Raw genomic sequence first — 22,556 nt, forward strand, 5'->3', positions numbered from 1 at the left:
CCTTATACGTCAGCGGGCAGCGGTCGGTGCCTCGACCGGTGCGCCGGCAGGGTGGTCGGGTGTGGTGCTGGTGTGGGCGAGGCGGCGCCGGGTCAGCGTCCACACGGTGAGTCCGGCGAGGGTGATGGTCAAAGAGGCGGACATGATCGCGGCCCAGCCGCCTGCCGACCACAGCGGGCCGGCGATCGCCGATCCGAGTGCTCCGCCGAGGAAGTTGCTGACGACGAAGGCCGTGTTGAGGCGACTGCGTGCGGATCCGGGCAGGGCGAACAGCCGGGTCTGCCCGAGGACGAGGATGGACTGGGCGGCGACGTCGAGGGCGATGACGACCACGACGAGCGCGACGATGGAGTTGCTGTCCGCCCAGGCGGCGGCCAGGGACAGGCCCAGCAGGGCAAGGGCGAGGCCGGTGGCGGGCACCGACCAGCCGCGGTCGTGCAGGGCGCCTGCGCGCCGTGCGGCGAGGGCTCCGGCGAGGCCGGCCAGCCCGAGCAGGCCGATCTGGCTGACGGAGAACGAGAACGGCGGCGCGGTCAGCAGGTAGGTCAGCGACGTCCAGAACATCGAGAACACCGCGAAGCTCGCCGCGCAGATCGCCAGAGTCGGCCCGGCTGCGCGGTGGTGGGCCACGGTGGTGAACACCGAGGCGAGCAGCCGCGGGTAGGGGACCGGCTCGCGCGGTGCCAGCGGCGGGATCACGGTGCGCAGGACGGCGGCGAGCACGAGAGCCGCCACGGCGGCGATCACGTAGATGGCCCGCCAGCCGAGCAGGTCGGCGACGAATCCGCTGATCGTCCGGGAGAGCAGGATGCCGATCAGCGAGCCGGAGGCGACCGCGCCGACCACCCGGCCGCGCCGTTCGGGCTCGGCCAGTTCACTGGCCAGCGGGGTCAGCACGCCCCCGAGTGCCGCGAGGAGCACCGCGAACGACGGTGCCAGCGCGGCGCCGAGGAGGGTGGCCGCGGACAGGGCGAGGATGAGGGGGATGAGGCGGCGCCGGTTGAGGACGTCGCCGAGCGGCACGATGAGGAAGATGTCGAGCGCGTAGCCGACCTGGGTGACGGTCACGAGGGTGGCGGCGCTCGAGGACGAGACACCCAGCGACGAGGCGATGACCTCGATCAGGGGCTGCGCCCAGTAGAGGTTGCCGACGGCCATGCCCGCGGCGATCGCGAAGACGAGCGTGCGGGCCGGGGTCATCCGACGGTCGGGCACGGAGCCGGTGGTCGGCCCTTGCATGCGAGTGGTCCTTTCAAGGGACGGGGGAGTGGTCCCGAGGTGCTGGCGGCCCGCGGCGAAGTGGCCGTACGAGCCGCCCTACGGCGGCCGTGGCCGTCCGCCGGAGCAGCGCCTACTTGAAGGTGAGAAGAAGTTCGAGCATGCGCGGGTCCTGGTGGGTGAATCCCACCCCGGGCTGCCCGCGGTCGAGGTCGGCGATCGCGGCCATCTCCTCGTCGCTGAGCTGGAAGTCGAACACGTCGATGTTCTGGCGCAGTCGTTCGACGCGGGTGCTCTTGACCACGAGGGCGATGTCGCGCTGGGTCAGCCAGCGCAGGATGACCTGCGGGACCGTCTTGCCATGGCGGGCGGCGATGCGCTCCAGCAGCGGGTGGGTGAGCACGTCGGGATCGCCCTGCGCGAGCGGGGACCACGCCTGCAGGACCGTGCCGTGCTCGCTTTGGAGGGCCTGCATGTCGGTCTGCTGGTTGAACGGGTGCGTCTCGCGCTGGTTGACCGCCGGCACGACGCGGTTGTGGGTGATCAGGTCGGCGTAGCGGTCGGGGTAGAAGTTCGACACGCCGATCGCCCGGATGAGGCCCTCGTCGAGGAGTTCCTCCATCGCCCGCCAGGCGCCGTAGTAGTCGCCGAACGGCTGGTGGATGAGGTAGAGGTCGAGGTAGTCCAGGCCCAGGTTGTCGAGCGAGACCCGGAAGGCCTGCTTCGTCTTCTCGTATCCGTGGTCCTTGAACCACAGCTTCGTCGTGATGAACAGGTCCTCGCGCGGGACGCCGGCGCTCTTCAGCACCGCGCCGAGGGCCTTCTCGTTGTAGTAGCGGGACGCGGTGTCGATGAGCCGGTAGCCGGCCTCAAGGGCGGCGGGGACCGTCTCGGTGACCTCCGCGTCGCTCATCTGGAAGACGCCGAGCCCGAGCTTGGGCATCTCCACACCGTTGTTCAGAGTGATGTACTCCATCAGATCCTCAACTCTCGTGGCCGCCCGCAAAGGGGCGGGGTGACGCCGGCCGACGGCAGGCCAGGCGGCCGATGGCCGGCGTCGTGTCGTGAAAGGGGGCCGGGGGGGGGGGGAGGGGCAGCCGGCCGCTGCCGTGCTGTCAGGCGCGGACGATGGCGATGTTGAAGTCGAACGTGCCGAGCGCGGCCGACATGGCGAAGTAGAACGGCCCGTACATCTCCACACCGCGCGCGCCGCGGATGCCGCCGAGGTCGACGACGGCCTTGGCCGGCCAGCCGAACTGCCCGATCAGTTCCGTGACGGTCGCCTTGGCGTCGGCGTCCTCGCCCGCGAAGAAGATGTTGTGTTCGCCCGGTACCCGGCCCGGGTCGACCATGACCTCGGCGAACACCGTGGTCAGGGCCTTCACCACACGGGCGTCGGGGTGGGCGCGCTGGATCTGCTCACCGAGGCTGTCGGTGTTGGCGACCGTCAGGGTCGGCGGCAGGCCCTGCGACAGGTCCAGCGGCAGCGCGATGTCCCAGAGAACCTTGCCGGACAGGTTCGCGGCGCCGGCCGCCTCCAGCACGGACAGGGAGATGGCGCCCGGGCTGGCGTTGACGACCAGGTCACCGTGCGCGGCGGCGTCCGCGAACGTCAGCAGCCGCACCGCCGGGTGCTCGCCCTGCCACTGCCCGAAAGGCACGTTGCCCATCGCGTCGGGCTTGGTGCGCGCCAGGGTCTGCTCCACATTGCGGGTGCCGATGACCACGTCGTGGCCGAGCACGCTGAGGCGGCCTGCGAGAGCGCGGCCGACCATGCCGGTGCCCAGAACAGCGATCTTCATGAGGTTCTCCTCGAACGGTTTCACACAGGTGACCGGCCTGCCGGGGCGGAAGGCCCGCGGCCGGACCCCGAAAAGGCGGGGCACGTTCTATGCAACGTGAGACGGCCGTGACGTGGGAGCCCGCGCTGTGAGGGGTACTGGCAGGGACCCCCACGGCGCTGGCCCTTGGTGCTCACGGCTCGTGGGAGTAGACGCCGCGCGGGAGCACCGGAGGTTGAATTGCGCGGTCGTCGCAGGAGGCGCCCAGCAGGTAACGCACCCCAGGGGGCGGGCCCAGCACGTCAGCTGGGCCCGCCCCTGGCCCATGCCTGGGAATGCCGTGTCTACGGGAAGAAGTAGGTGGGCTCGCGAGGGACGTAGTGCTCCTCGAGTGCGGTGACCTCTTCGTCCGTCAGCTTCCAGTCGAGTGCCGCAGCCGCGTCGGCTAGGTGGTGGGGCTTGGTCGCGCCCACGATCGGAGCCGTGACCACTGGATTCCTCAGCACCCAGGCCATGCCCACCGTGGCCATCGGCACCCCGCGTTCCCCAGCGATCCGCTCGACCGCGTCGACGGTGGCCTTGTCGCTGTCCAGGTACAGGGGGCGCCCAAGGGGGTCGATGCTCGGGGTGCTCTGCCCGCGTGTGGTGCTCTTCTCTCCCCAGGGACGGGCCACGATCCCTGCCGCGAGGGGACTCCACGGCAGGCTGCCCACGCCCTGATCGGCGAGCAGGCGGAACATCTCGCGTTCCTCCTCGCGCTGCACCAGGCTGTACTGGTCCTGCATTGTGACGAACTTCGTCCAGCCGTGGAGTTCGGCGGTGTACTGCAGCTTCGCGAACTGCCATGCCCACATGGAGGAGGCTCCGATGTAGCGGACCTTGCCCGACTTGACCACGTCGTGCAGTGCCTCCATGGTCTCCTCGGCCGGAGTCTCGGGATCGAAGCGGTGAATCTGGTACAGGTCGATGTAGTCCGTGCCGAGACGGGCCAGCGAGGCGTCGACCTGGTCCAGGACTGCCCTGCGGGACAGACCAGAGGAGCCCGGCCCCTCACCCATGGGGAAGAACACCTTCGTCGCCAGGACGATGTCTTCCCGGCGCGAGTACTTCTTGATGGCCCGGCCCACGATCTCCTCGGAAGTGCCCGCGCCGTAGACGTTGGCGGTGTCCCAGAAATTGATGCCGAGGTTGAGGGCCTGCTGGAAGAACGGCGCGGCTTGCTCGTCGCTCAGGGTCCACGGCGTCATGTCCGTCGGAGTGCCGAAGCTCATGCACCCCAGCGCGAGGCGGCTGACCTTCAGGCCGGACGCTCCCAACCGGGTGTACTCCATGTGAGGCTTCTCCTTCGAACAGACGGAAGCAGGTGATTCGTCAGGGGCTGTCACCAGGGCAGCTGCTTGCCGTCCCGGAAGAACAGGCCGGTGGGGCCGTCGTCGGGCAGCGCGGCGGCCCAGACGACGCCCTTGGCGCTCTCGGCAGCGGGGCGCGCCCATTGTTCGGTCCCGGGGCGGGTGGCGGTCACGCCGGGGCACACGGAGTTCAGGAGGACGTTCGCGTCCTTGAGCTCCTTCGCCGTTTTGATCGTGAGCCCGTTGAGCGCGGTCTTGGTCAGGGCGTAGGCCGTGATCGGCATCTCGCCGAACCGGTCCATCTCGAATCCGGGATAGTTGACCAGCCCGTAGTCGGGGTCCCAGAACGACCCGGCACCGCTGGACACGTTCACGATCCGGCCGTGACCGCTGGCGACGAGGAGCGGCAGCATGTGCTGGGTGACGCTCCAGGTGCCCACGACATTGGTCTGGAACTCGAGCATCAGCTCGTCCAGGTCCTTTTCCGCGACGGTCGGGGAGGCCACCATCACGGCCGCGTTGTTGATCAGGACGTCGAGGCGGCCGAACCGCTCCTCGACCTGCCGGGCGGCCGCCGCCACGCTGGCCCGGTCAAGGAGGTCCAGCTCGAGAGCGGTCGCGTCGAAGCCCTCCTCGGCGAGTTCGGCGGCCAGCGGCTCGACCTGGCTGAGCTTTCGAGCGGAGAGGATGACGTGGAAGCCCTCGGCGGCCAGCTGCCGGGCGGTCTCGAAGCCCAGCCCTTCGCGTCGGCCGGATCCGGTGATGAGCGCGGTACGCATGTCTTAGTTCTTTCGGATGGCTGAAGATGAACAGGGACAGGGGGCGCCGCCGTCGGAAACGTGCAGGGTGCGGCACGTGAGGGCGATGGCTTCGCCGTGTGGTGTCAGAAGGTGAGGACGACGCGCCCGCGCAGGCCGCCGGCCTCCAGCAGCCGGTGCGCCTCGACGGCTTCCTCGGCAGGCAGCGTCTTCGCCACGCGCGGGACGAGCCGTCCCTCGTCGGCGAGCTGCTGGATGCGGACGAGCTTGGCGTGCTTGCGGGCGTAGTGCGGGACGAACGTGTTCTGCGTGGCGATGCCGCGTTCACCGGTGTTCGCACTGGAGATGGAGGAGGATGCGGCCCGCCCGCCGTCGCGCACCGCACGCAGCGCCTGCTCGGCGATGCCCGCCGTGTCGATCAGGCCGTCGACGCCGCCCGGCACCTCCTGGCGCACCAGGTCCGGGAACTCGGCCCCGCGCGGCAGGACCACGTCGGCACCCAGGCCCTTGACCAGCTGCTCGTCCTTCGGCGCCGCATCCGCGATCACCCGGTACTCGTCGGCCTTGGCCAGCTGGACCGCGGAGCCGCCGACCGCGCCGGCGGCACCGGTGACGGCTACGGTCGCGCCCGCGGGCAGATTGAGCAGGTCCAGTGCCATGCGGGCCGTCAGGCTGTTCATCGGCAGCGTCGCGGCCTCGGCGTCGCTCAGGCCTCCCGGGATACGCACGACGGACTCGGCGGGGACGACGATGTGCTCCGCGTAGGCGCCATGGGTGCCGGAGACCACCACGACCGCCATCACGCGGTCACCGATCTGCAGGTCGGTGTCGGTTCCCTCGCCGATCTCCTCGACCACGCCGGCCGCGTCCATCCCGGGCACGTAGGGCGCCTCAATGCCGGAGACGTGCGCGATACCCCGGCGCACCAGGGCGTCGACCGGATTGACGGCCGCCGCGCGCACCCGGATGCGGATCTGTCCGGGACCGGCCTCGGGCACCGGCAGGTCCAGCACCCGCAGCACCTCCGGCCCGCCGAAGTCAGTCAGTCCCACGGCTTTCATGAAAGGCTCCACTCTCAGTGATCTCGGGCGTACGGCTCGGTACGCTCCCGTCGGCATCACCGAGTCAACCGACCCCGGCCGCAGGGTGGGAGTCCGCGCCGTGAGGGGTACTGGCAGGGACCCCCACCCGCTCCAAACACTCCCTACCCTGGCGCTATGGACGACCGGGATGAAGTCAGCGCGTTCCTCCGCTCCCGCCGCGACAAGATCACCCCCGAGCAGGCGGGACTGCCGGTGTACGGCCAGCGGCGGGTGCCCGGACTGCGCCGCGGCGAGGTCGCGATGCTCGCTGGAGTCAGCGTCGAGTACTACACCCGCCTCGAGCGCGGCAACCTCAAGGGCGTCTCCGACAGCGTCCTGGACGCCCTGGCCCAGGCGCTGCGCCTGGACGACACCGAGCGCATGCACCTGTACGACCTCGCCCGTGCCGCCGGGCCCGCCCCCAGGGCGCAGGCCAAGCGCCGCGAGTCCCGCCCGGTGGTGCGGCCGAGCGTCACGCGCATCATCGAGGGCATGCCGCACCTACCGGCGTTCGTGAAAAACGAACGCCTCGACAACCTCGCCACCAACGCGCTGGGCCGGGCCCTGTTCGCGCCGATGTACGCCGACCCCACCACCGGCGCCAACAGCGCCCGCTTCGCGTTCCTCAGCCCCGCGGCCCGCCCGTTCTACACCGACTGGGAACGCGTCACCCACGAATCCGTCGGCGTCCTGCGCGTCGCCGCCGGCAAGAACCCCTACGACAAGGAACTGTCGAACCTCATCGGTGAGCTGTGCACCCGCAGCGACATCTTCCGCACCATGTGGGGCTCCCACGACGTACACGTCTTCCGCGAGGGCACCAAACGCCTGCGCCACCCCGTCGTCGGCGACCTGGAACTCGACCACGAAAGCATGCAGCTCGAAGACGGGCTCAGCGTCGTCGTCTACAGCGCACCCCCGAACAGCGCCGCCGAAGACGCCCTCAAACTCCTCGCAAGCTGGTCCGCCACCGCAGGCCAGGATCAAGCCCAGGGCACCGACATCCCGTCCACCAACTGAACCGCGCGCCTGCCTGACGGTAGGCATGAGGGCCAAGACCGGGTTCCCGCCCCGCTGCGGGCTCCTTGGCGTGCCTTCGGGACGACGCATTCCTCGGAGCTGCCGAGTGAGCCCCTGGGGCGGGAGCCTTCACCGCTAGGGGTGACCGCCGGCGCCGTGTACGCCGCGAGCAGCACCCAGAGGGAGCCACGTCGTGTGGCCAGGGACAACCGTGGCTATCGCCTCCGGTCGTGTTCGGGTGGGAGTTGGCGCAGGCAACGAACTGCGCGCTCCACTTGGCAACGGCGCCAGTAACGGCGCTTAGCCACGGTGGTTGTGACTGAGCGTCGTCACGGTGTTCTGCGTCTTCGTATTTCAACCGGTCGTGTGCTGCACGTCCGGGGTGCTGTCCTCGGTGGCGGCGAGGGAGGACAACAGGCGCAGTCCCTCTTCGGAGGGGGAGCCGGGTTCGGCGGCGTAGACGGTCATGTGAAGCCCGGGATCGGCGGCCAGGTCCAGCGATTCGTAGGCGAGGGTGAGCTCGCCGACCGTCGGGTGGTGGAACCGCTTGGTGCCGGTGCCGTGCCGGCGGACATTGTGCGCGCCCCAGCGCGTGCGGAACTCCTCGCTGCGGGTCGACAGTTCGCCGACGAGGTCGTGTAGGTCCTTGTCGTGCGGGGTGCGGCCGGCCTGGGCGTGGAGGTTGGCCACGGCCATGTCGGCGAATAGGTCCCAGTCCGGGTAGAACCGGCGCGAGGCCGGGTCGAGGAACTGGAAGTGCGCCAGGTTCTGCTGGTCGGCCGGGTTCGCGAACAGGTCGGTGTAGAAGGCGCGAGCCAGCCGGTTCGAGGCGAGGATGTCCAGCCGGCCGTTGCACACGACCGCGGGCCCGGCGGTGATCGCGTCCAGCGTCCACTGCAGGCTGCGGTGGACCTGCTGCCGGCCCTTGGCGTGGCGACGCCGGGGCCGGGTGAGGACGTCCGTGCCGTCGGCGGCCTGCGCCAGGTTCAGCAGGTGGGCGCGCTCGGCGTCGTCGAGTTGCAGCACGCGGGCGACGGCTTCGAGGACGGTTGGGGAGACGCCGGCGAGATGGCCGCGCTCGAGTTTGGCGTAGTACTCGACGCTCATGTCGGCCAGGGCCGCGACCTCGCTGCGGCGCAGCCCGGGCACGCGCCGGCGGGAACCCGAGGGCAGTCCTGCCTGCTCGGGGCTGATCTTCGCTCGCCGCGAGGTGAGGAACTCGCGGACCTCCTCACGGTTGTCCATGCCTTCGACGGTACGGCCCGACCGGCGTGAAAGGGATGCACTGCCAATACACCCCTCACTGGTAACTCGCTGCGCCCGCGGTAGAGCGGTTTCCTGGAGAAGCAGTCACCCCTTCGAACGGCGGACACCCTCCTGGGACGCACCTCCGACAACCGCGGCAGCGCGCTTGCGCCTCTGCCCCGGAGACTGCCTGACCTGGTCCGCGGCGACCGAGCCGCCCGGACCACACCCCTGTGAGTACGGAATGTAAGGAACCACTCTGATGCGCGGAGCAGTGATCCACGCCCCCGGCGATATCCGTTTCGAGACCCTTGACGACGCGAAGATCCTCAAGCCCACCGATGCGGTCATCCGTACCGCGGTCACCTGTGTGTGCGGCTCGGACCTGTGGCCCTACCGGGGCGCCGAGCCGACCGAGCAGGCACACCCGATGGGCCACGAGTACGTCGGCTTCGTCGAGGAGGTCGGATCCGAGGTCACCTCGGTCGGACCGGGCCAGTTCGTCGTCGGCTCCTTCGCGACCTCGGACAACACCTGTGCGAACTGCCGCAACGGCTTTCAGTCGAACTGCCTGAACCGTGAGTTCATGAGCACCTGCCAGGCCGAGTACGTACGGATCCCCAATGCTGAGGGCACCCTCGTCGCCACCGACGACATTCCGGACGAGGCGCTGTGGCCCGGTCTGCTGGCCGTCTCCGACGTGATGGGCACCGGCTGGTGGGCTGCCGAGGCCGCCGAGGTGAGGCCCGGCTCGACCGCCGTGGTGGTCGGTGACGGCGCGGTCGGGCTGTGCGCGGTGATCGCGGCGAAGGAGATGGGTGCCGAGCGGATCATCGCCATGTCCCGGCACGCCTCGCGCCAGAAGCTGGCCCTGGAGTTCGGTGCGACCGACATTGTCACCGAGCGTGGCGACGAGGGCATCGCCCGGATCAAAGAGATGACCGGCGGGATCGGCGCCGACAGCGTGCTGGAGTGCGTCGGCACCGCTCAGGCCATGCGGCAGGCTCTGCACTCCGCCAGGCCCGGCGGCAGCGTCGGCTTCGTCGGCGTGCCGCACGAGGTCGCGGTCGACGGGCAGGAGCTGTTCTTCTCCCACGTCGGTCTGCGCGGCGGTCCCGCCCCCGTGCGCCGCTACCTGCCCGACCTCATCGACCGCGTCCTCACCCGCCGCATCGAACCGGGCAAGGTCTTCGACCTCACCCTGCCCCTGGAGCAGGTCGCCGAGGGCTACCAGGCCATGGACGAACGCCGCGCCATCAAGACCCTCCTCAAGCCCTGACAGGCCCGCACATCCGGCCTTCGCCAGGCACCCCGCGCGCGCATCGACGCGGAACCCGCCGGCGCATTCACACACTGCCTGCCCGCAACGCTCAGAACAGAGGAACAAACGTGCAGATCACCCGGAGCTCGCTCGACACCGTCAAGGGACCGGCCGACTGGTTCACTGGTGACGTCTACATCGACGCCGTCGCCGCCGCCCCTGCCCCGTCCCGGGTCACCGCGAACCTGGTGCACTTCATGCCTGGCGCCCGCACCCACTGGCACCGCCACCCGCTGGGCCAGACCGTCTTTGTCACCGAAGGCGTGGGCCTGTGCCAGCGCCGCGGTGGACCCATCGAGGTGATCCGGCCCGGCGACCGCGTCCTGTTCGAAGCCGACGAGGAGCACTGGCACGGCGCCGCGCCGAACCGGCTCATGGTCCACCTGGCCATCAACGAAGGGGACGCCGACCACGACGTCGTGCACTGGATGGCCCCTGTCACCGACGAGGAATACGCCGCCGCTCCGGCCGCCGACTGACACCCGGGCCCGAAACACACCCCACCACCCTCCAGCCCTGAACGAGGAGCACCCTCCCCATGCGTGTCAACGCCTACGCAGCCCCTGCCGCAGGTCAGCCCCTGGCGCCGACCACCATCGAACGCCGCGAGGTCGGCCCCAACGACGTCCTCATCGCCATCGAGTACGCCGGCATCTGCCACTCCGACATCCACACCGTCAACGGCGACTGGGGCCCCCAGCCCTTTCCCGTCGTCCCCGGACACGAGATCGTCGGCACCGTCACCGAAGTCGGTGCCGACGTCACCACGCACCGCGTCGGCGACCGCGTCGGTGTCGGCTGCATGGTCAACTCCTGCGGCCAGTGCCCGCCCTGCCGCGGCGGCGACGAACAGTTTTGCGTGAACGGCACTGTCTTCACCTACGCCAGCGAGGACCGGGACGGCACCAACACCCAGGGCGGCTACTCCACCCACGTCGTCGTCGACGCCGACTTCGTCCTGTCCGTCCCCGAGAACCTCGACGCGGCCGCCGCCGCACCGCTGCTCTGTGCGGGCATCACCACCTACAACCCGCTGCGCTGCTGGGGCGCTGGCCCGGGCAAGAAGGTCGCCGTCGTCGGCCTCGGCGGCCTCGGGCACATGGCCGTCAAGATCGCCCACGCCATGGGTGCAGAGGTCACGGTGCTGTCGCAGTCGCTGAAGAAGCAGGAAGACGGGCTCCGGCTCGGTGCCGACCACTACTACGCGACCTCCGACCCGGACACCTTCAGCGAGCTCGCGGGCCGGTTCGACCTGATCATCAACACGGTCAGTGCCGACATCGACGTCAACGCCTACCTGGGTCTGCTGACCCTCGACGGCGCCATGGTCAGCGTGGGCGCCGCTCCGGGGCCGCTGGCCGTCAACGGATTTCTCCTCGGCGCCCGGCGCATCCTGACCGGTTCGATGATCGGCGGCATCGCTCTGACCCAGGAGATGCTCGACTTCTGCGGCGAGCACAACATCGGCGCCGACGTCGAAATCATCTCCGCAGACCAGGTCAACGAAGCGTACGAGCGCGTGCTGGCCTCCGACGTCCGCTACCGCTTCGTCATCGACGCCAGCACCCTCGCCTGAACCGCTGAGTTACCTGCGCGGCCGGCCGACGACGCTGAGCGCGCTGTATGCAGGGCAAAGGCCCGTACACGGCGCCGTTCGGAGCGACCGCGGGTGCTCCGCAGCGCCCGGCCGATGCACGGCTGGAGCCTGCGCTGGCTTCGCCGACTACCGCGGCCGAGCGTGGAGCCACGACAGAGGCCGGCCGGACGCAGGAGCAGCCACACAGGAGCAAACCTCCTGGTCAGGGGCGTGACTGTTCAGGGGTGCACTGCGGATGCACCCCTGGACAGTGACTTCCTGACTGTCGCGGAACGCGGTTGTGTGGAAGCGGTCGGGATTGGCCCGACGTCTGGACGCCGCAGATGTGTCCGTGTTCTCACCCCTTGCTGGATTGGATTCTTGTGCCTGCCCCTGTGTCCCTGAGCATGCCGCGTGAGCGGAGCGCCGGCCGTGCCCTGGCCGTCGTTCTCGCGCTGCTGACCGTCTTCGGGCCGATCTCGATGGACCTCTATCTGCCGGTGCTGCCCGCCCTGACCGGCGAGCTGCACGCCTCGACGTCGGCCGCGCAGCTCACCGTCACCGCCTGTCTGCTGGGTCTGGCGTTCGGGCAGGTCGTCGCAGGGCCCCTGTCGGACCGGTTCGGCCGGCGCCGTCCGATGCTGGCCGGTGCCGTCGCCTACATTGGCACGTCGGCGCTGTGCGCGTTCAGCCCCAGCGTCGAGTCGCTGGTCGCCGCCCGCTTCGTGCAGGGTCTGGCCGGTGCGGTGGGCATCGTGATCGCCCAGGCCGCCGGACGCGACCTGTACTCCGGCGGCAAGCTGGTGCGCTACTACGGGCGCCTGACCGTGATCGGCGGCCTCGCCGCGATCGTCGGCCCGGTCATGGGCGGCCAGCTCGCCGCGTTCACCGACTGGCGCGGCATCTTCGTCTTCCTCGCCCTGCTCGGCGCCGTGATCCTCATCGCCTGCCTGACCGTCTTCCGCGAGACCCTGCCCCCGCAGGAACGCACCGGCGGCGGGCTGGCCCAGAGCGGGCGCGACTTCCGCCGGCTGCTGTCCGACCGTCTTTTCGTCGGCGCGGTCCTGATCACCGGTTTCGTCAACGCGGCCCTGTTCGCCTACCTCAGCGGCGCCACCTACGTCCTGCAGGGCATCTACGGGCTCTCCCCGCAGGGCTACTCGTTCGCGTTCGGGCTGAACTCCGCCGGATTCATGGTCTTCGGCTTCGTCGCGGGACGGCTCTCGGAGCGCTGGTCGGAGAAGGGCACCCTCGTCCTGGGCCTGGCCATGGCCCTGCTGGGCGCGGCCGGCCTGCTCATGACCGCGGCGCTGCACCTGCCGCTGGCCGCGATGGTGCTGTCCCTCTTCGTCATGGTCAGCGGCGTGGCCACCACCACCCCGCCTTCCACCTCGCTGGCTCTCGCCCACTACCCCGAGATCGCGGGTACCGCTTCCTCGCTGCTCGGCATGGCGCGCTTCGCGTTCGGCGGGATCGCCGCCCCGCTCGTCGGTCTCGGCGGCGCCGCGACCGCCCTCCCGCTTGGTCTGGTCACCCTCACCTGCGCCACGCTCGCGGCGCTCGTCCACGCCGTCGCCGTCCGCCCCCACACCCGCGCCGCGCAGCACCTCAAGGCCGGCGGGCAGCCCGTCGACCGGGTGACAGCCACCTCCTGACCCCCTGTCACGCACGGCACGGGTAGGCATCCCTACCCGCCCCCCACGAAAGGACAGACAGCATGCAGTACGCACATCTGGGACGCAGCGGGCTGAAGGTCAGCCGCCTCGCGCTGGGCACGATGAACTTCGGGGACGTCACCGACGAGGCCGAGAGCTTCAAAATCATGGACGCCGCACTGGAGGCAGGCATCAACCTGTTCGACACCGCCGACGTCTACGGCGGACCCCAGTCGCCCGACATGGAGCAAGGCTACGGACTGTCGGAAGAGATCATCGGCCGATGGCTTGCTCAGGGCGGAGGCCGCCGGGAGCAGATCGTGCTGGCGACCAAGCTCTACCAGCCCATGGGCCTTGGCCCCAACGACAAGTACCTCTCCGCCTACAAGATCCGCAAGGCCGCCGAAGACAGCCTGCGCCGCCTGAAGACCGACCACATCGATCTCTACCAGATGCACCACATCGACCGTTCCACCCCGTGGGAGGAGATCTGGCAGGCGATGGAGCAACTGGTCCGCGAGGGCAAGGTGATCTACACCGGCAGCAGCAACTTCGCCGGATGGCAGATCGCGACCGCGCAGAACGCCGCCACCAACCGCCACTTCATGGGCCTGGTCTCCGAGCAGAGCCTGTACAACCTGACCGCCCGCACCATCGAGCTCGAAGTGATCCCCGCGCTGCGCCACTACGGCATCGGCCTGCTGCCCTGGAGCCCGCTGGGCGGCGGCCTGCTCGGCGGAGTGCTGAAGAAGACCGAAGGCGGCCGCCGCACTGCGCCGCACATGCAGCAGACCATCGAGCGGCACCGGTCGCAGTTGGAGGCGTACGAGGCGCTGTGCGACGAGATCGGCGAACAGCCCGCCGACGTGGCGCTGGCCTGGCTGCTGCACAATCCCGTCCTCACCGCCACGATCGTCGGCCCCCGCACCACCGATCAGCTCGCCAGGAACCTGCACGCGCCTGAGGTGACCCTGTCCGAGGACATGCTGCGCCGGCTCGACGAGATCTGGCCCGGCCCCGGAGGGGAAGCCCCCGAGGCGTACGCCTGGTAACCAGAACGACGAGCCCTGCCGCCTTCACCGGCTGACAGGAGTCGGGTGGCGGCGCGCCGGCATCACGCGCCAGCGGGTCGGACAATCCTGCACTCGTCGCCGCCGCGACCTCCGCAACAGCTGAGCAGACCACAGTCTCACTTCCGAAGGAGAGCGCCCCATGACCACCTGGCCTCCTGAGACGCTTGAGCGAATCGCCCGAGCAGACGAACTGCACATCGCCCCCCCCGCCGAGGAATGGGGGCCGGACGCGCTGCCCGCGCTCCCGGTCGTCCAGGAGTTGGCCCAGAAGCGCAGCGGTGATGCGAGTGCCACGGAGGTTGATGTCGGCACCGGGGACGAGGCCGGCCAGGTAGGCGGCACGGTCGGCGGGTGTGAGGTGAGCCAGGCACTTCGTGTGACTGCCGATCCGCGCGCCAGAGCACGGGTCCGGCGTCGTTACGTCGCAGTAATTCCAGGGCGGCGGCCAGGGGGGAGTCATATCTCCTGAGACAACAGGGCCGACTGGGTGGTTGCACTCGCCATCCCGGAGCTGACGGTCACTCTCGACGACATGCCGGGCAAGGTCGCCAACCCGCTGGACGAGGCCCCCGAGCGTCGCGGAAGAGGCGACGCTGACCGCGCACGGCGCATCGTGGTATCCCGACCACCCTCATCACCGCCGGGCAACTCGCGTCCACCGCGCCACCTGCCGGCGCTTCTTCCGGCTCCACCTTCTCGCCGTCGTTCCCGCTGTCCGTATCGCCGCCGACGATGATCCGCTCAACCCACTTCCTCGGCACCCGTAGGTGCCCCTCAAGCTCGTAGTACTGGCGGGCAGCCGCGTAGTTGAGGGCCCATTTTTCGGCTTGGCTGCGCCGCGGTGCCGGTTTCTCGTCGTCGGCTGCGGGCTCGATCCCGAGGACGTGCTCGCACAGCCACTGCTGGGCGCTGGTGAGGTTGTCGAAGCCGAGCTGCTGCGCCCGTACCCATCGGCCGAGGTCTTCGCCTTGGTGCACGACCAGGCCGGGCTTGGTGGGGGGTGTGCCGCCGGTGTCGAGGTGTTGTCGGGTGAGGTGGAAGCAGCGTTGCCATTCGATGGGCCAGGCGGGGCACCATGCGGGGTGAATGTCGTCCAATTGCTCGCGCCGCTCCTGCGGCAGTGTGCCGGCCGTCGACGCCGCGGGCAGCCCTTCGGCGCGCCGCTGTTCGTTCTCCGCCGCTCGCCGGGCGGCTGCTCGTTGGTTCTTCAGCCAGAGCCCGACCCGGTATCCCTGGTGACAGTCTGCGGGGAAGTGTCAGCTGGGCATCGTCATCTGAATGTCAGTGGTACAGCCTCGGTGACCTGGTAGTTGGCACTGACGGATGGTGCTCACCTGTTGCTGACATGGGTGACGAAAGGCCAGGTCATTCTCACGCCGACTGCTATAGCGGGTGCGGGGTTTGTGCTGGTCAGAGGTGTTGGGCCTTGGGGGAACGTAGCGGGTTCGCTGGCCATGGCGGTCCTGTCGTGCACGCCGCCAGGGTTACGGCCCCTGCGCCTGGCCGTAGTTGAGGTCACTTGTGGGGCCTGAACCGAGACGCGAGGCGCCGGCCCGGGACAGCAAGTCCGCGATGATTTGGACGTGCTGCGGCATGCGGATGTTGGCGAACCACTTCATGGGCCAACTCGAGGAGGTCTGCCTGTGGTTCACCCCCTGGCGTTCTGTCGGTGTCCTCGGCGGCGGAGTGGCGGACCCGGTCGAAGTCGGGGCGGATGACGCGCATGGGGTTGTTCAGATCGCCCAGCATGGTGGTCATCTGCGGAGCCTCGTTGGCGGAGCATTCCTGCCGGGTGCGCCAGTGCTCGACGATGCGGCCGCACTCGGGCAGCCAGCGTTCCGTCGTGATGACGCAGTGCAGGCGCAGCTTGTCGAGTACCTGCAGGGCAGCGGCTGCCATCGGGGTGTGGGATGGCTTGGGCAGGTTCTCGGCCACGCATATGAAGCCATGCTGGTGTTCTGCAGCGCCGTGAGCTGGCCCGCGAGGTCGTGCGACGTCAGTCGGGCCGCTCGGAAGCCGGGCGGTGTCCTGGCCGGTTGAGGGTGACGGTAAGCCAGGGGTCCACGTGCAACAGGAAGTTGGTGTGCCTGTTGTCCACCGAGCCCGGCAAATCGTGCTCCTGGGCGCGTTGCCAGATCTCCTGCGGACGCTCGGACGTCAGGCGCAGCTGTGCGCGTGGCGCTGAGGCCGGAGGAGGAACGGGGGAGGCGTCCTCGGCGATGACGAGGTTGCCGTAGGCGACCCAGGTTTGCCCATAGCGGTCTGGGTGAAGGCCGAAGACCAGGTCCAGGACCTGCCGCACGCGCTGGACGTCGGTCACGGCGAGATAGGCGCCCTGGAGTTGTGCGTTGGGCGGACCCGGATGCGTGGCTTGCGGGGGCGTGGCACGGTGCACGGAATGCAGGAGGTGCAGCTGTTGCCCGTCGTCGGTGAGCAGCAGGGCCTGGCGTGCTTTCCATTGCCCTGCACTTGCTTCTTCGTGGTCCTTGACCTGGGCGGTGCGCTGGTAGGGCATGGGGATAACGCTTCCCGGAACGGCGTCGGCCAGTTGGTCGTTGAACTCTGCCAGCGCCGCGCGAGCCTGCTGTGGTGAGGGTGGCTGCAGGCGAGGTGGCAAGGATGGCACCAGGAGGTCCTGTGCGAGAGCTACCAGCAAGGGTCGGTCTTGAATGTTGCGTCCGTTGGAGCCCAGCCATTCTTGTCCCAGTGCTGCTCCCAGCAGGCTGCCCGTCATGGAGGCAAGAGTGTCGGTGTCCGCACCCTCCAGACGGGCAGCGGAGGTGAGGGCGTGCTCCGGGCTGGCGGCTGAGCGGGCGGCGAGGTAGGCGGCTGCGACGGCGCACAGGGTCCCGGAACCGCGGGACTTGCCCGTGAGGCCCTGAGACTTCAGGAAGACGCTCGGTGCGCTGACAGCGCCGCCTCTGAGTTCCTTGTGCGCGAGTGCGAGGAGCTCCTCGACTTCGCGGCCGGTGGTCAGCCACAGCCGGTCGAAGGGGTGCTCAAGTGTGTGCGAAGCGCGGTTCTTCCACTCGTCCGCCAGGGACTCGAAGATCGGCTTTTGCCACTGCGCGGCGTTGTCCAGAAGTGCCTCGATCAGCCATCCGTAGGACAAGGGGGCGGGCTGGCGCATGCTCAGCCACAAGGCGTGGGCGTGGACGATGGCACCGAGGAGTGCTCGGGGATGGCCATGCGTGGTGGCGGCGTCGCGGACAACCTCGATGGCGAGGTCGTCGAACCGGGCGTCCGTGTGATGGCGGATGACGTGCGGCGCTACCCGCATCGCGGCACCGTTGGCGCCGGCGTCGAAGTACTTGCGCACGTCGCTGCCAGCGACGGTCCACGGGGAACGTCCCTGGGCCCAGGCTTTGCAGGCACGTTTGACGCTGGCACCCGCGCCGCGTTCGTAGGACGGTAGGAGAGGCCATTCGACTCGTTGTAGCCAGGTGAGCCATTCGTCGCCGGCGGTGAGCAGGGCTCGCCCGACCGCGATGATCATCTGGGTGTCGTCGCTGTAGTCACCGGCCTTGACCACCTCGGTGAACGGCCGAAACCGGTTGCCCGCCATGCGTTCCCAGGCGACGAACTGATTGGGGCCGCTGTCCGCAGGCAGGCGGCGGGTGCGGTCTCGGCGCTCGTACGGCCAGCCCAGGGCATCGCCGACCGCGGCAGCCAGCACCATGCCGACGGCACGATCAAGCCAGGGATGCGGCTGCGGTTCACGGTTCACGGGGTCACTCTGCCAGAGTCGGTCAGGGGAGGAAGGGGAGCTCCGCGGGGCGGTGTCCGGCCCGCACGGTCTGGCTCAGCAGATACTTGTCGAAGAGGGCGGGGGCGATGATCAGCGGCGGTAACACCGTGCCCATGTCGAGGTGTTGAGTGAGCCGGTAGCGTTCAAGCTCGGCCTGCGCAGCGTCCTTCACGACGACGCCGTGCACGTGGCTGAGCGGAATCGGGCCGGGGAGCAGGACCTCGGCCTGGTCGTCGGTGGGCCACCAGTCGGGATGCCGGGCGGTGCGGGTCCGCCTAGCGTTCCCGGAAACGGTGGCTTGGAACAGAGCAGCGAAGGCGGCAAAACCGCTGCTGATGCCGCCTCCTAGGCCTCGAGCAGCGTTGTAGGGGCAGAATTTCGCTCCCGGCAGGGCAAGCAGTGCAGGATCCAGGAGCAGAACGACCCAATCCTTAAAGTGCGGATCCTCGGCTCTGGCCCGGTCCAGGTACCAGGTATTGGGGTACTCGACGCTGCAGTTGACGTGGTCTGGGTAGCCGTCCAAACGTGCCAGGTCTGTAGGCCTGAACCCTTCAGTGCCCGCCCGCAGGGTCACCGCATCGCGTATCTCGCCGGTGGCCAGGATGTGGGCCAGATTCGCGGACTTGGTGAAGTGACACAGCCGCGTGATCCCACGGCGCTGTGCTTCGGCCCAGATCTCGATCATGACGCGAGCCTGAGAAAGAGATCTGACGCTTCGTCGGGTAGCAGAGGCGTCAACGCGCCCGAGCGCAAGATGATCAATCCGGTGCGGGCACGAGTCACCGCCACATACAGCTGGCGCGCCTCGCGGGCTTTGGCCTCCTCCAGCCCGTGCGACTCGACCTCGGAGGCCTTGGGCAGTTCATCCGCGTCACACAGCGGCAGAATGACCGAGTCGAACTCCAGGCCTTTGGCCGCCGAGTAGGTGCCGTAGTACACGCCTGGACCTGGCGGCCACACGGTCAAGTCCCGGTGCAGCCTGCTGATGCGGTGCCGCGGATCGAGGTGACGCACCAGCTCGTTCTCGTGCCCGCGGGTGCGCATGAGAACAGCGACCTGCTGGTCTGCTGCCAACCCGTTGGCGAACTCCGCTGCGCGGCGGATCTGTTCCACCTTGCTGGCGGCTGTGACGATCGTGGGCTGAGGGCCGTCAGCGGTTGGAGCCTTAGGCTGGACCAGGTCGACCTCGTCACGGAAGTGCGGCATGTCAGAGATGGCCTGGGCAAGTTGGGCGATCTGGCGGCTGTTGCGGTAGTTCTGCTCGAACTCGACCTGCCGGGTCACCCTCAGGCCCAGGGAGTGCCACGACATTCGGCTGCCGTAAATCTGCTGGGCGTAGTCCCCGAAGAACGACAACGATCCGTCGGCAGGTATCGCTGCGGCCAAAGAGCGGATCATCTCGGGGGTGAAGTCCTGCCCTTCGTCCACCACGACGTGTTTGTAGCGGCGAGCGGTGGCATCCGCTGCGAGCGCCGCCAGGACGACGGAGGCCAGATCATCCCAGTCCTGGCCGTACCCGGCCTGGGTGCGTAACTCGATGTACCGGCGGTAGACGTCGTAGACCACCGCCCTGTCCGCGGGGGCCAAGGCCGTCCCCCTGCCGATCCGGCGTGCACCGTTGACGTAAGCGTCTTCACCAGTGACGCCGTGACCGGCCATCCAGTGCAGTTCGTCCATGAAGAAGCCCAGCGGTCGGCTGGCCACCGCTCGGCGACTGGTGTTGCGGACCTCGGACAGTGCCTTGTCGACCAGGGACTGCTTGCTGGCGCAGATGGAGACGTGCTGCCCGGCCGCATATTTGAGGTAGCCCCGGGCGAACAGATGGTAGTTTTCCACGGTCAAATGCGGGCCGGAGGCCCCGATGGCCCGCAGGTACGTGACCAGCGCCCGGTTGAAGGTGACCAGCAGCGTCCGGCCCCCGATCCCCGGTGCCTCGGACAGATAGCGGGCACGGTGTACCGCCATGGTCGTCTTGCCGCTGCCTGCGGTTCCCAGGACCACCAGATGGCCTTGCGCCGTCAGATACACCACTTCACGCTGCTGGCCCTGCGGCTCTGGAAGCGCCCCCATCGCGTCAGTATGGCGCACGAAGTGCACCTGTGCCCGATGTCGGGGGAATCTCGCTGCCATCTGCACGCATCCGACCACTCGCGCAGTTCGCTGCTACCGCATCCCAGGAAGCCCCGGGCGCCGTTCGGGCGAGGGACGGGTCGCGCACGCAGCGCCGGCGCTGGCAGATCCACGACAGTGTTCGCTCCACGCACCAGCGGCGCGGCAGGACGACGAAGCCCTTGGCGTCGTCGCTGCGCTTGACGAACTCCAGGACGATCTGGAGTTCACGCCACGCGCAGGTGCCGATTTCGGCGCGGGGGCTCCTCGTCCTTCGTGGCGGGCGGTTCCGGCACGGCCTGGAGGGGGCCCGTCTCGGCGGTGTCCTCGGGCTTGCGGTTCAGCTTCGACCTGAGGCCGTTGAGCTTGCTCTTGATGTGCGGCGCGGCCTTCACGGCGACGGCACCGAGCGCGGCGGCGGCGACGGTGGCGGCGACGCCGATCACTACGCCGTTCGCGACGCCTTCCTGGCGGCCTTCTTCTCTCGCCTCAGCCTTGATCTCGTCGAGTTCGGCGTCGGCCGGGTAGAGCACGGCGTGTCCAGCGAGCACGTTAGCGGCGTCCCGCAGGAGGGCGCTGATTCCCCCGGGACTGCTCGAATCCGAGAGGCTCGTCCCAGCCGGGCGTTCCACCACGAACACGTCCCGGATGGTCCCGGTCTCTTCGTCATAGGCCATGGGAGCACTGTAGGGGGCATCGCCTTTGCCGGGACGGGGTATCCGGCAAGTGACCCTTGGCCGAGGTGCTCTTCTGCCGGCGGCGCTGCCGCACCACAATCTCGGACATGCGAGAAGAGGACCTCTACACCGAGCAGTACTTCGGCGACGAGCAGCAATCCGTCGCCGATGCGCCGCAGTGGGAGCAGCAGGCGTTGCCGACGACGAGGCTGAACGTGCAGTACAGGAACCCTTACCTGGACTCCATGACGGCGAAGGTACTGCTGGGCGACTACTTCGACACCGGGCGTCTGCCGCCCGCGGAGGTCGTCGCGGCGGTACGGCACCAGTCGTGGAGGGACCTGGAGTACAAGGGGGGTTCGCTCAACGTCGTCGGTGACCGGCTGTACGTCCTGTTCTTCCGGTCCATGTGCTCGAAGCTGTCGTACGTCAAGGTCGGCCGGACGAAGAAGGAGGACAAAGCGCAGGTCCGGAAGCGGATCATGGCGCACGAGGGCGAGGCCAAGATCGCCCAGGCGGTCCTTTTCGACGCGTGGATCTCCCGTCCCTGCGTGTCGGCCGTCGTGTGGGAGAAGGGCGTCAAGGCACACTTGAGGGCTGTGGCGGAGGAGGACATCATTCCGGTCGAGCAGGTGAAGGCGGAGTACTTCCGTGGCATCGCCTTCGGCGCTGCTGTCCGGGTGGCCCGGATGCAGGAAGACCGCAGCGGGGTTGTCTTCCTCGCACCGTGATGTCCGGTCCGGGGCGTCGTCCTGCGCTGCGTGTCTGACGGCTGCGGGGGCCAAGGGGTCTCTTGCGGTCGCCGCGCGCACCGCGTCCTCTTCACGTTCCACGGCCTGCGGATTGCGTCCGGCAGCCGGGGAGTGTGGAAGGGATGCAGCGCGGTCGGGCGGTGCGGGCCCCGTAGGGGCCTTGACAGCAGAAACAGGGCTAGTCATCGAACCTGAATCAAGATCGGCCAGATGTCGCTACTGACCGTTCCGATCCTCCCCGAGGGCCCTGAAGCTCCCCCCCCTGAACCGTCAGTAAGCCGACGAGGTTGGATGCCTCCATGGTCAGACGAAAGCGGGAGAAGAAGAGACGACCTCCCTTCGGCATGCCGAAGGGCATCGTCCTGCTCACGACGCCAGAAGGCTGGCGTCACAGTGTCCTCACCGCGGAAGGGGGGATGCTCTGCGGGCATCTCGCCGACGTTCCGGTCACCGCTGACCCAGCCGAGGCACGGGCCGCCGCGGCGACCATGGTGATGGGACTCGCACACGACTTCCACAAAGTACGCGTCAACGTGACCTGGGATCCGCCCCGGGAACCCGGGTCCTGGACCGCTCAGGTCACCATTGCCTCGACCTCGCCGAACGCCTGTGGTTAAACAACAAGCTGAGTCACTCAGCGCGGTGGGTGGGGGTTGATCCATGAGAGGCCACCGAGGTCGAGGTGGTGGCGGGCGCGGGTGACGGCGACGTAGGCGAGGCGGGCGTCGGTGTCGCTGACGGGTTCCGGGACGGGGCGTCCTTGGTCGTCGTGCTGGTCGGTGTCCTTGGGCGGTGGGAAGTCGTTGCCGATCTGGACGGTGGGCCATTCGCGGCCTTTGGCAGTGTGGGCGGTGGAGACGGTCACGTCGGCGTGGGTCTCGTCGGTGAGCTGGTTGACGGCGGCGAGGATGGCGTCGGGGCCGTGCGTGTCGACGAGGTCGACGAAGGGCTGCAGGTCACGACCGGCAGGATCGTGGGCGGCGTAGTCCTGCAACTCTCCCCATGAGGCGAAGAGTACGAGTTCGGGGTGGGAGGTGCGGCGGCCGTCCTTGAGATCGCGGGCCGCGAGGGCGAGCGCGGCCAGCTGCTGCCCGCCCCGGGTGAGGGCGACGCGGTGGCCGGCGGTGAGCAGGCGCATGACTTCGGCCATGGCGCCGATGTTGGTGCGGCACAGCACTGCGTCCGGCCGGTT

The 22,556-nt window shown here is 68.9% G+C and carries 21 protein-coding genes and 2 pseudogenes; 8 read left to right on the top strand and 15 right to left on the bottom strand.

The annotated features are described in order from the left end of the window. Positions 1–9: 9 nt before the first annotated feature. The 6 genes from AB0924_RS31690 to AB0924_RS31715 form a co-directional block, all read right to left on the bottom strand. Positions 10–1,239 carry an MFS transporter gene (locus AB0924_RS31690; RefSeq protein WP_366913227.1) on the bottom strand — a complete coding sequence of 410 codons (1,230 nt, stop codon included), beginning with the start codon at positions 1,237–1,239 and terminating at the stop codon, positions 10–12. Between the two features lie 112 nt (positions 1,240–1,351). Beyond that, positions 1,352–2,194 (bottom strand): aldo/keto reductase, encoded by an 843-nt coding sequence (locus AB0924_RS31695; protein WP_366913228.1) that lies wholly within the window; start codon positions 2,192–2,194, stop codon positions 1,352–1,354. A gap of 139 nt (positions 2,195–2,333) precedes the next feature. Beyond that, on the bottom strand, positions 2,334–3,020 hold the full coding sequence (locus AB0924_RS31700; RefSeq protein WP_366913229.1) for an NAD(P)-binding domain-containing protein: 687 nt from the start codon (positions 3,018–3,020) through the stop codon (positions 2,334–2,336). 323 nt (positions 3,021–3,343) lie between these two features. Further along, positions 3,344–4,330, bottom strand: coding sequence for an aldo/keto reductase (locus tag AB0924_RS31705; RefSeq protein WP_366913230.1), 987 nt, complete (start codon positions 4,328–4,330; stop codon positions 3,344–3,346). Between the two features lie 50 nt (positions 4,331–4,380). Then, the gene (locus AB0924_RS31710) at positions 4,381–5,127 is read right to left on the bottom strand and encodes an SDR family NAD(P)-dependent oxidoreductase (protein ID WP_366913231.1); all 747 of its coding nucleotides are present in this window, start codon (positions 5,125–5,127) and stop codon (positions 4,381–4,383) included. 104 nt (positions 5,128–5,231) lie between these two features. Next, complete coding sequence (locus tag AB0924_RS31715) at positions 5,232–6,167, bottom strand: NADP-dependent oxidoreductase (RefSeq protein WP_366913232.1); 936 nt, start codon at positions 6,165–6,167, stop codon at positions 5,232–5,234. Positions 6,168–6,323: 156 nt separating this feature from the next. Here AB0924_RS31715 and AB0924_RS31720 point away from each other — a divergent pair, with 156 nt between their 5' ends. Next, positions 6,324–7,208 (top strand): helix-turn-helix transcriptional regulator, encoded by an 885-nt coding sequence (locus AB0924_RS31720; protein WP_366913233.1) that lies wholly within the window; start codon positions 6,324–6,326, stop codon positions 7,206–7,208. A 354-nt stretch (positions 7,209–7,562) separates the two neighbouring features. Here the strand turns inward: AB0924_RS31720 and AB0924_RS31725 are convergent, their stop codons facing one another. Beyond that, positions 7,563–8,453, bottom strand: a complete 891-nt coding sequence (locus tag AB0924_RS31725; protein WP_366913234.1) for a helix-turn-helix transcriptional regulator — start codon at positions 8,451–8,453, stop codon at positions 7,563–7,565. A gap of 262 nt (positions 8,454–8,715) precedes the next feature. On the opposite strand from AB0924_RS31725, the gene AB0924_RS31730 reads away from it, so the two are divergent. The 5 genes from AB0924_RS31730 to AB0924_RS31750 all read left to right on the top strand — a co-directional run bounded on the left by AB0924_RS31730 (position 8,716) and on the right by AB0924_RS31750 (position 14,057). Next, positions 8,716–9,732: a zinc-dependent alcohol dehydrogenase family protein gene (locus AB0924_RS31730; protein WP_360664541.1), complete on the top strand. Its 1,017-nt coding sequence runs from the start codon at positions 8,716–8,718 to the stop codon at positions 9,730–9,732. 110 nt (positions 9,733–9,842) lie between these two features. Next, positions 9,843–10,253, top strand: coding sequence for a cupin domain-containing protein (locus AB0924_RS31735; protein ID WP_366913236.1), 411 nt, complete (start codon positions 9,843–9,845; stop codon positions 10,251–10,253). Positions 10,254–10,312: 59 nt separating this feature from the next. Next, a complete protein-coding gene (locus tag AB0924_RS31740; protein WP_366913237.1) occupies positions 10,313–11,350 on the top strand; it encodes an NAD(P)-dependent alcohol dehydrogenase in 1,038 nt (345 codons plus the stop codon). 407 nt (positions 11,351–11,757) lie between these two features. Continuing rightward, entirely contained in the window at positions 11,758–13,005 is a 1,248-nt protein-coding gene (locus AB0924_RS31745; RefSeq protein WP_366913238.1) for a multidrug effflux MFS transporter, read from the top strand. Positions 13,006–13,067: 62 nt separating this feature from the next. Beyond that, positions 13,068–14,057: an aldo/keto reductase gene (locus AB0924_RS31750; RefSeq protein WP_366913239.1), complete on the top strand. Its 990-nt coding sequence runs from the start codon at positions 13,068–13,070 to the stop codon at positions 14,055–14,057. A gap of 740 nt (positions 14,058–14,797) precedes the next feature. Here AB0924_RS31750 and AB0924_RS31755 read toward each other — a convergent pair. From AB0924_RS31755 to AB0924_RS31785, 7 genes and pseudogenes are all read right to left on the bottom strand, one after another. Beyond that, positions 14,798–15,316: pseudogene (locus tag AB0924_RS31755) on the bottom strand (helicase associated domain-containing protein); the annotation flags it as partial. Positions 15,317–15,593: 277 nt separating this feature from the next. Continuing rightward, positions 15,594–16,013, bottom strand: coding sequence for a hypothetical protein (locus AB0924_RS31760; protein ID WP_366913240.1), 420 nt, complete (start codon positions 16,011–16,013; stop codon positions 15,594–15,596). 61 nt (positions 16,014–16,074) lie between these two features. Then, positions 16,075–17,805 (bottom strand): ADP-ribosylglycohydrolase family protein, encoded by a 1,731-nt coding sequence (locus AB0924_RS31765; RefSeq protein WP_366913242.1) that lies wholly within the window; start codon positions 17,803–17,805, stop codon positions 16,075–16,077. 22 nt (positions 17,806–17,827) lie between these two features. After that, the gene (locus AB0924_RS31770) at positions 17,828–18,511 is read right to left on the bottom strand and encodes a DarT ssDNA thymidine ADP-ribosyltransferase family protein (protein WP_366913243.1); all 684 of its coding nucleotides are present in this window, start codon (positions 18,509–18,511) and stop codon (positions 17,828–17,830) included. After that, a complete protein-coding gene (locus tag AB0924_RS31775; RefSeq protein WP_366913244.1) occupies positions 18,508–19,914 on the bottom strand; it encodes a 3'-5' exonuclease in 1,407 nt (468 codons plus the stop codon). Before AB0924_RS31775 ends, AB0924_RS31770 begins: the two co-directional genes overlap by 4 nt. A 121-nt stretch (positions 19,915–20,035) precedes the next feature. After that, positions 20,036–20,149: pseudogene (locus AB0924_RS31780) on the bottom strand (IS5/IS1182 family transposase); the annotation flags it as partial. Positions 20,150–20,162: 13 nt separating this feature from the next. Beyond that, positions 20,163–20,612, bottom strand: coding sequence for a hypothetical protein (locus AB0924_RS31785; RefSeq protein WP_366913245.1), 450 nt, complete (start codon positions 20,610–20,612; stop codon positions 20,163–20,165). 107 nt (positions 20,613–20,719) lie between these two features. Here AB0924_RS31785 and AB0924_RS31790 point away from each other — a divergent pair, with 107 nt between their 5' ends. Next, positions 20,720–21,343 carry a hypothetical protein gene (locus tag AB0924_RS31790; RefSeq protein ID WP_366913246.1) on the top strand — a complete coding sequence of 208 codons (624 nt, stop codon included), beginning with the start codon at positions 20,720–20,722 and terminating at the stop codon, positions 21,341–21,343. Positions 21,344–21,663: 320 nt separating this feature from the next. Further along, positions 21,664–21,981 carry a hypothetical protein gene (locus AB0924_RS31795; protein ID WP_366913247.1) on the top strand — a complete coding sequence of 106 codons (318 nt, stop codon included), beginning with the start codon at positions 21,664–21,666 and terminating at the stop codon, positions 21,979–21,981. Between the two features lie 17 nt (positions 21,982–21,998). Here the strand turns inward: AB0924_RS31795 and AB0924_RS31800 are convergent. After that, the coding region (locus AB0924_RS31800; protein WP_366913248.1) for a 3'-5' exonuclease at positions 21,999–22,556 on the bottom strand (558 nt) is incomplete at its 5' end.

The organism is Streptomyces sp. NPDC047869 (assembly GCF_040704065.1).
Lineage (GTDB): Bacteria > Actinomycetota > Actinomycetes > Streptomycetales > Streptomycetaceae > Streptomyces.

Excerpts from the sequence above, each read along its gene's own strand:
- AB0924_RS31725 (WP_366913234.1), bottom strand. The coding sequence starts at position 8,453 with ATGGACAACCGTGAGGAGGTCCGCGAGTTCCTCACCTCGCGGCGAGCG.
- AB0924_RS31690 (WP_366913227.1), bottom strand. The coding sequence starts at position 1,239 with ATGCAAGGGCCGACCACCGGCTCCGTGCCCGACCGTCGGATGACCCCG.
- AB0924_RS31740 (WP_366913237.1), top strand. The coding sequence starts at position 10,313 with ATGCGTGTCAACGCCTACGCAGCCCCTGCCGCAGGTCAGCCCCTGGCG.
- AB0924_RS31745 (WP_366913238.1), top strand. The coding sequence starts at position 11,758 with ATGCCGCGTGAGCGGAGCGCCGGCCGTGCCCTGGCCGTCGTTCTCGCG.
- AB0924_RS31750 (WP_366913239.1), top strand. The coding sequence starts at position 13,068 with ATGCAGTACGCACATCTGGGACGCAGCGGGCTGAAGGTCAGCCGCCTC.
- AB0924_RS31770 (WP_366913243.1), bottom strand. The coding sequence starts at position 18,511 with ATGATCGAGATCTGGGCCGAAGCACAGCGCCGTGGGATCACGCGGCTG.
- AB0924_RS31730 (WP_360664541.1), top strand. The coding sequence starts at position 8,716 with ATGCGCGGAGCAGTGATCCACGCCCCCGGCGATATCCGTTTCGAGACC.
- AB0924_RS31790 (WP_366913246.1), top strand. The coding sequence starts at position 20,720 with ATGCGAGAAGAGGACCTCTACACCGAGCAGTACTTCGGCGACGAGCAG.
- AB0924_RS31795 (WP_366913247.1), top strand. The coding sequence starts at position 21,664 with ATGGTCAGACGAAAGCGGGAGAAGAAGAGACGACCTCCCTTCGGCATG.
- AB0924_RS31715 (WP_366913232.1), bottom strand. The coding sequence starts at position 6,167 with ATGAAAGCCGTGGGACTGACTGACTTCGGCGGGCCGGAGGTGCTGCGG.
- AB0924_RS31700 (WP_366913229.1), bottom strand. The coding sequence starts at position 3,020 with ATGAAGATCGCTGTTCTGGGCACCGGCATGGTCGGCCGCGCTCTCGCA.
- AB0924_RS31710 (WP_366913231.1), bottom strand. The coding sequence starts at position 5,127 with ATGCGTACCGCGCTCATCACCGGATCCGGCCGACGCGAAGGGCTGGGC.
- AB0924_RS31720 (WP_366913233.1), top strand. The coding sequence starts at position 6,324 with ATGGACGACCGGGATGAAGTCAGCGCGTTCCTCCGCTCCCGCCGCGAC.
- AB0924_RS31785 (WP_366913245.1), bottom strand. The coding sequence starts at position 20,612 with ATGGCCTATGACGAAGAGACCGGGACCATCCGGGACGTGTTCGTGGTG.
- AB0924_RS31695 (WP_366913228.1), bottom strand. The coding sequence starts at position 2,194 with ATGGAGTACATCACTCTGAACAACGGTGTGGAGATGCCCAAGCTCGGG.
- AB0924_RS31705 (WP_366913230.1), bottom strand. The coding sequence starts at position 4,330 with ATGGAGTACACCCGGTTGGGAGCGTCCGGCCTGAAGGTCAGCCGCCTC.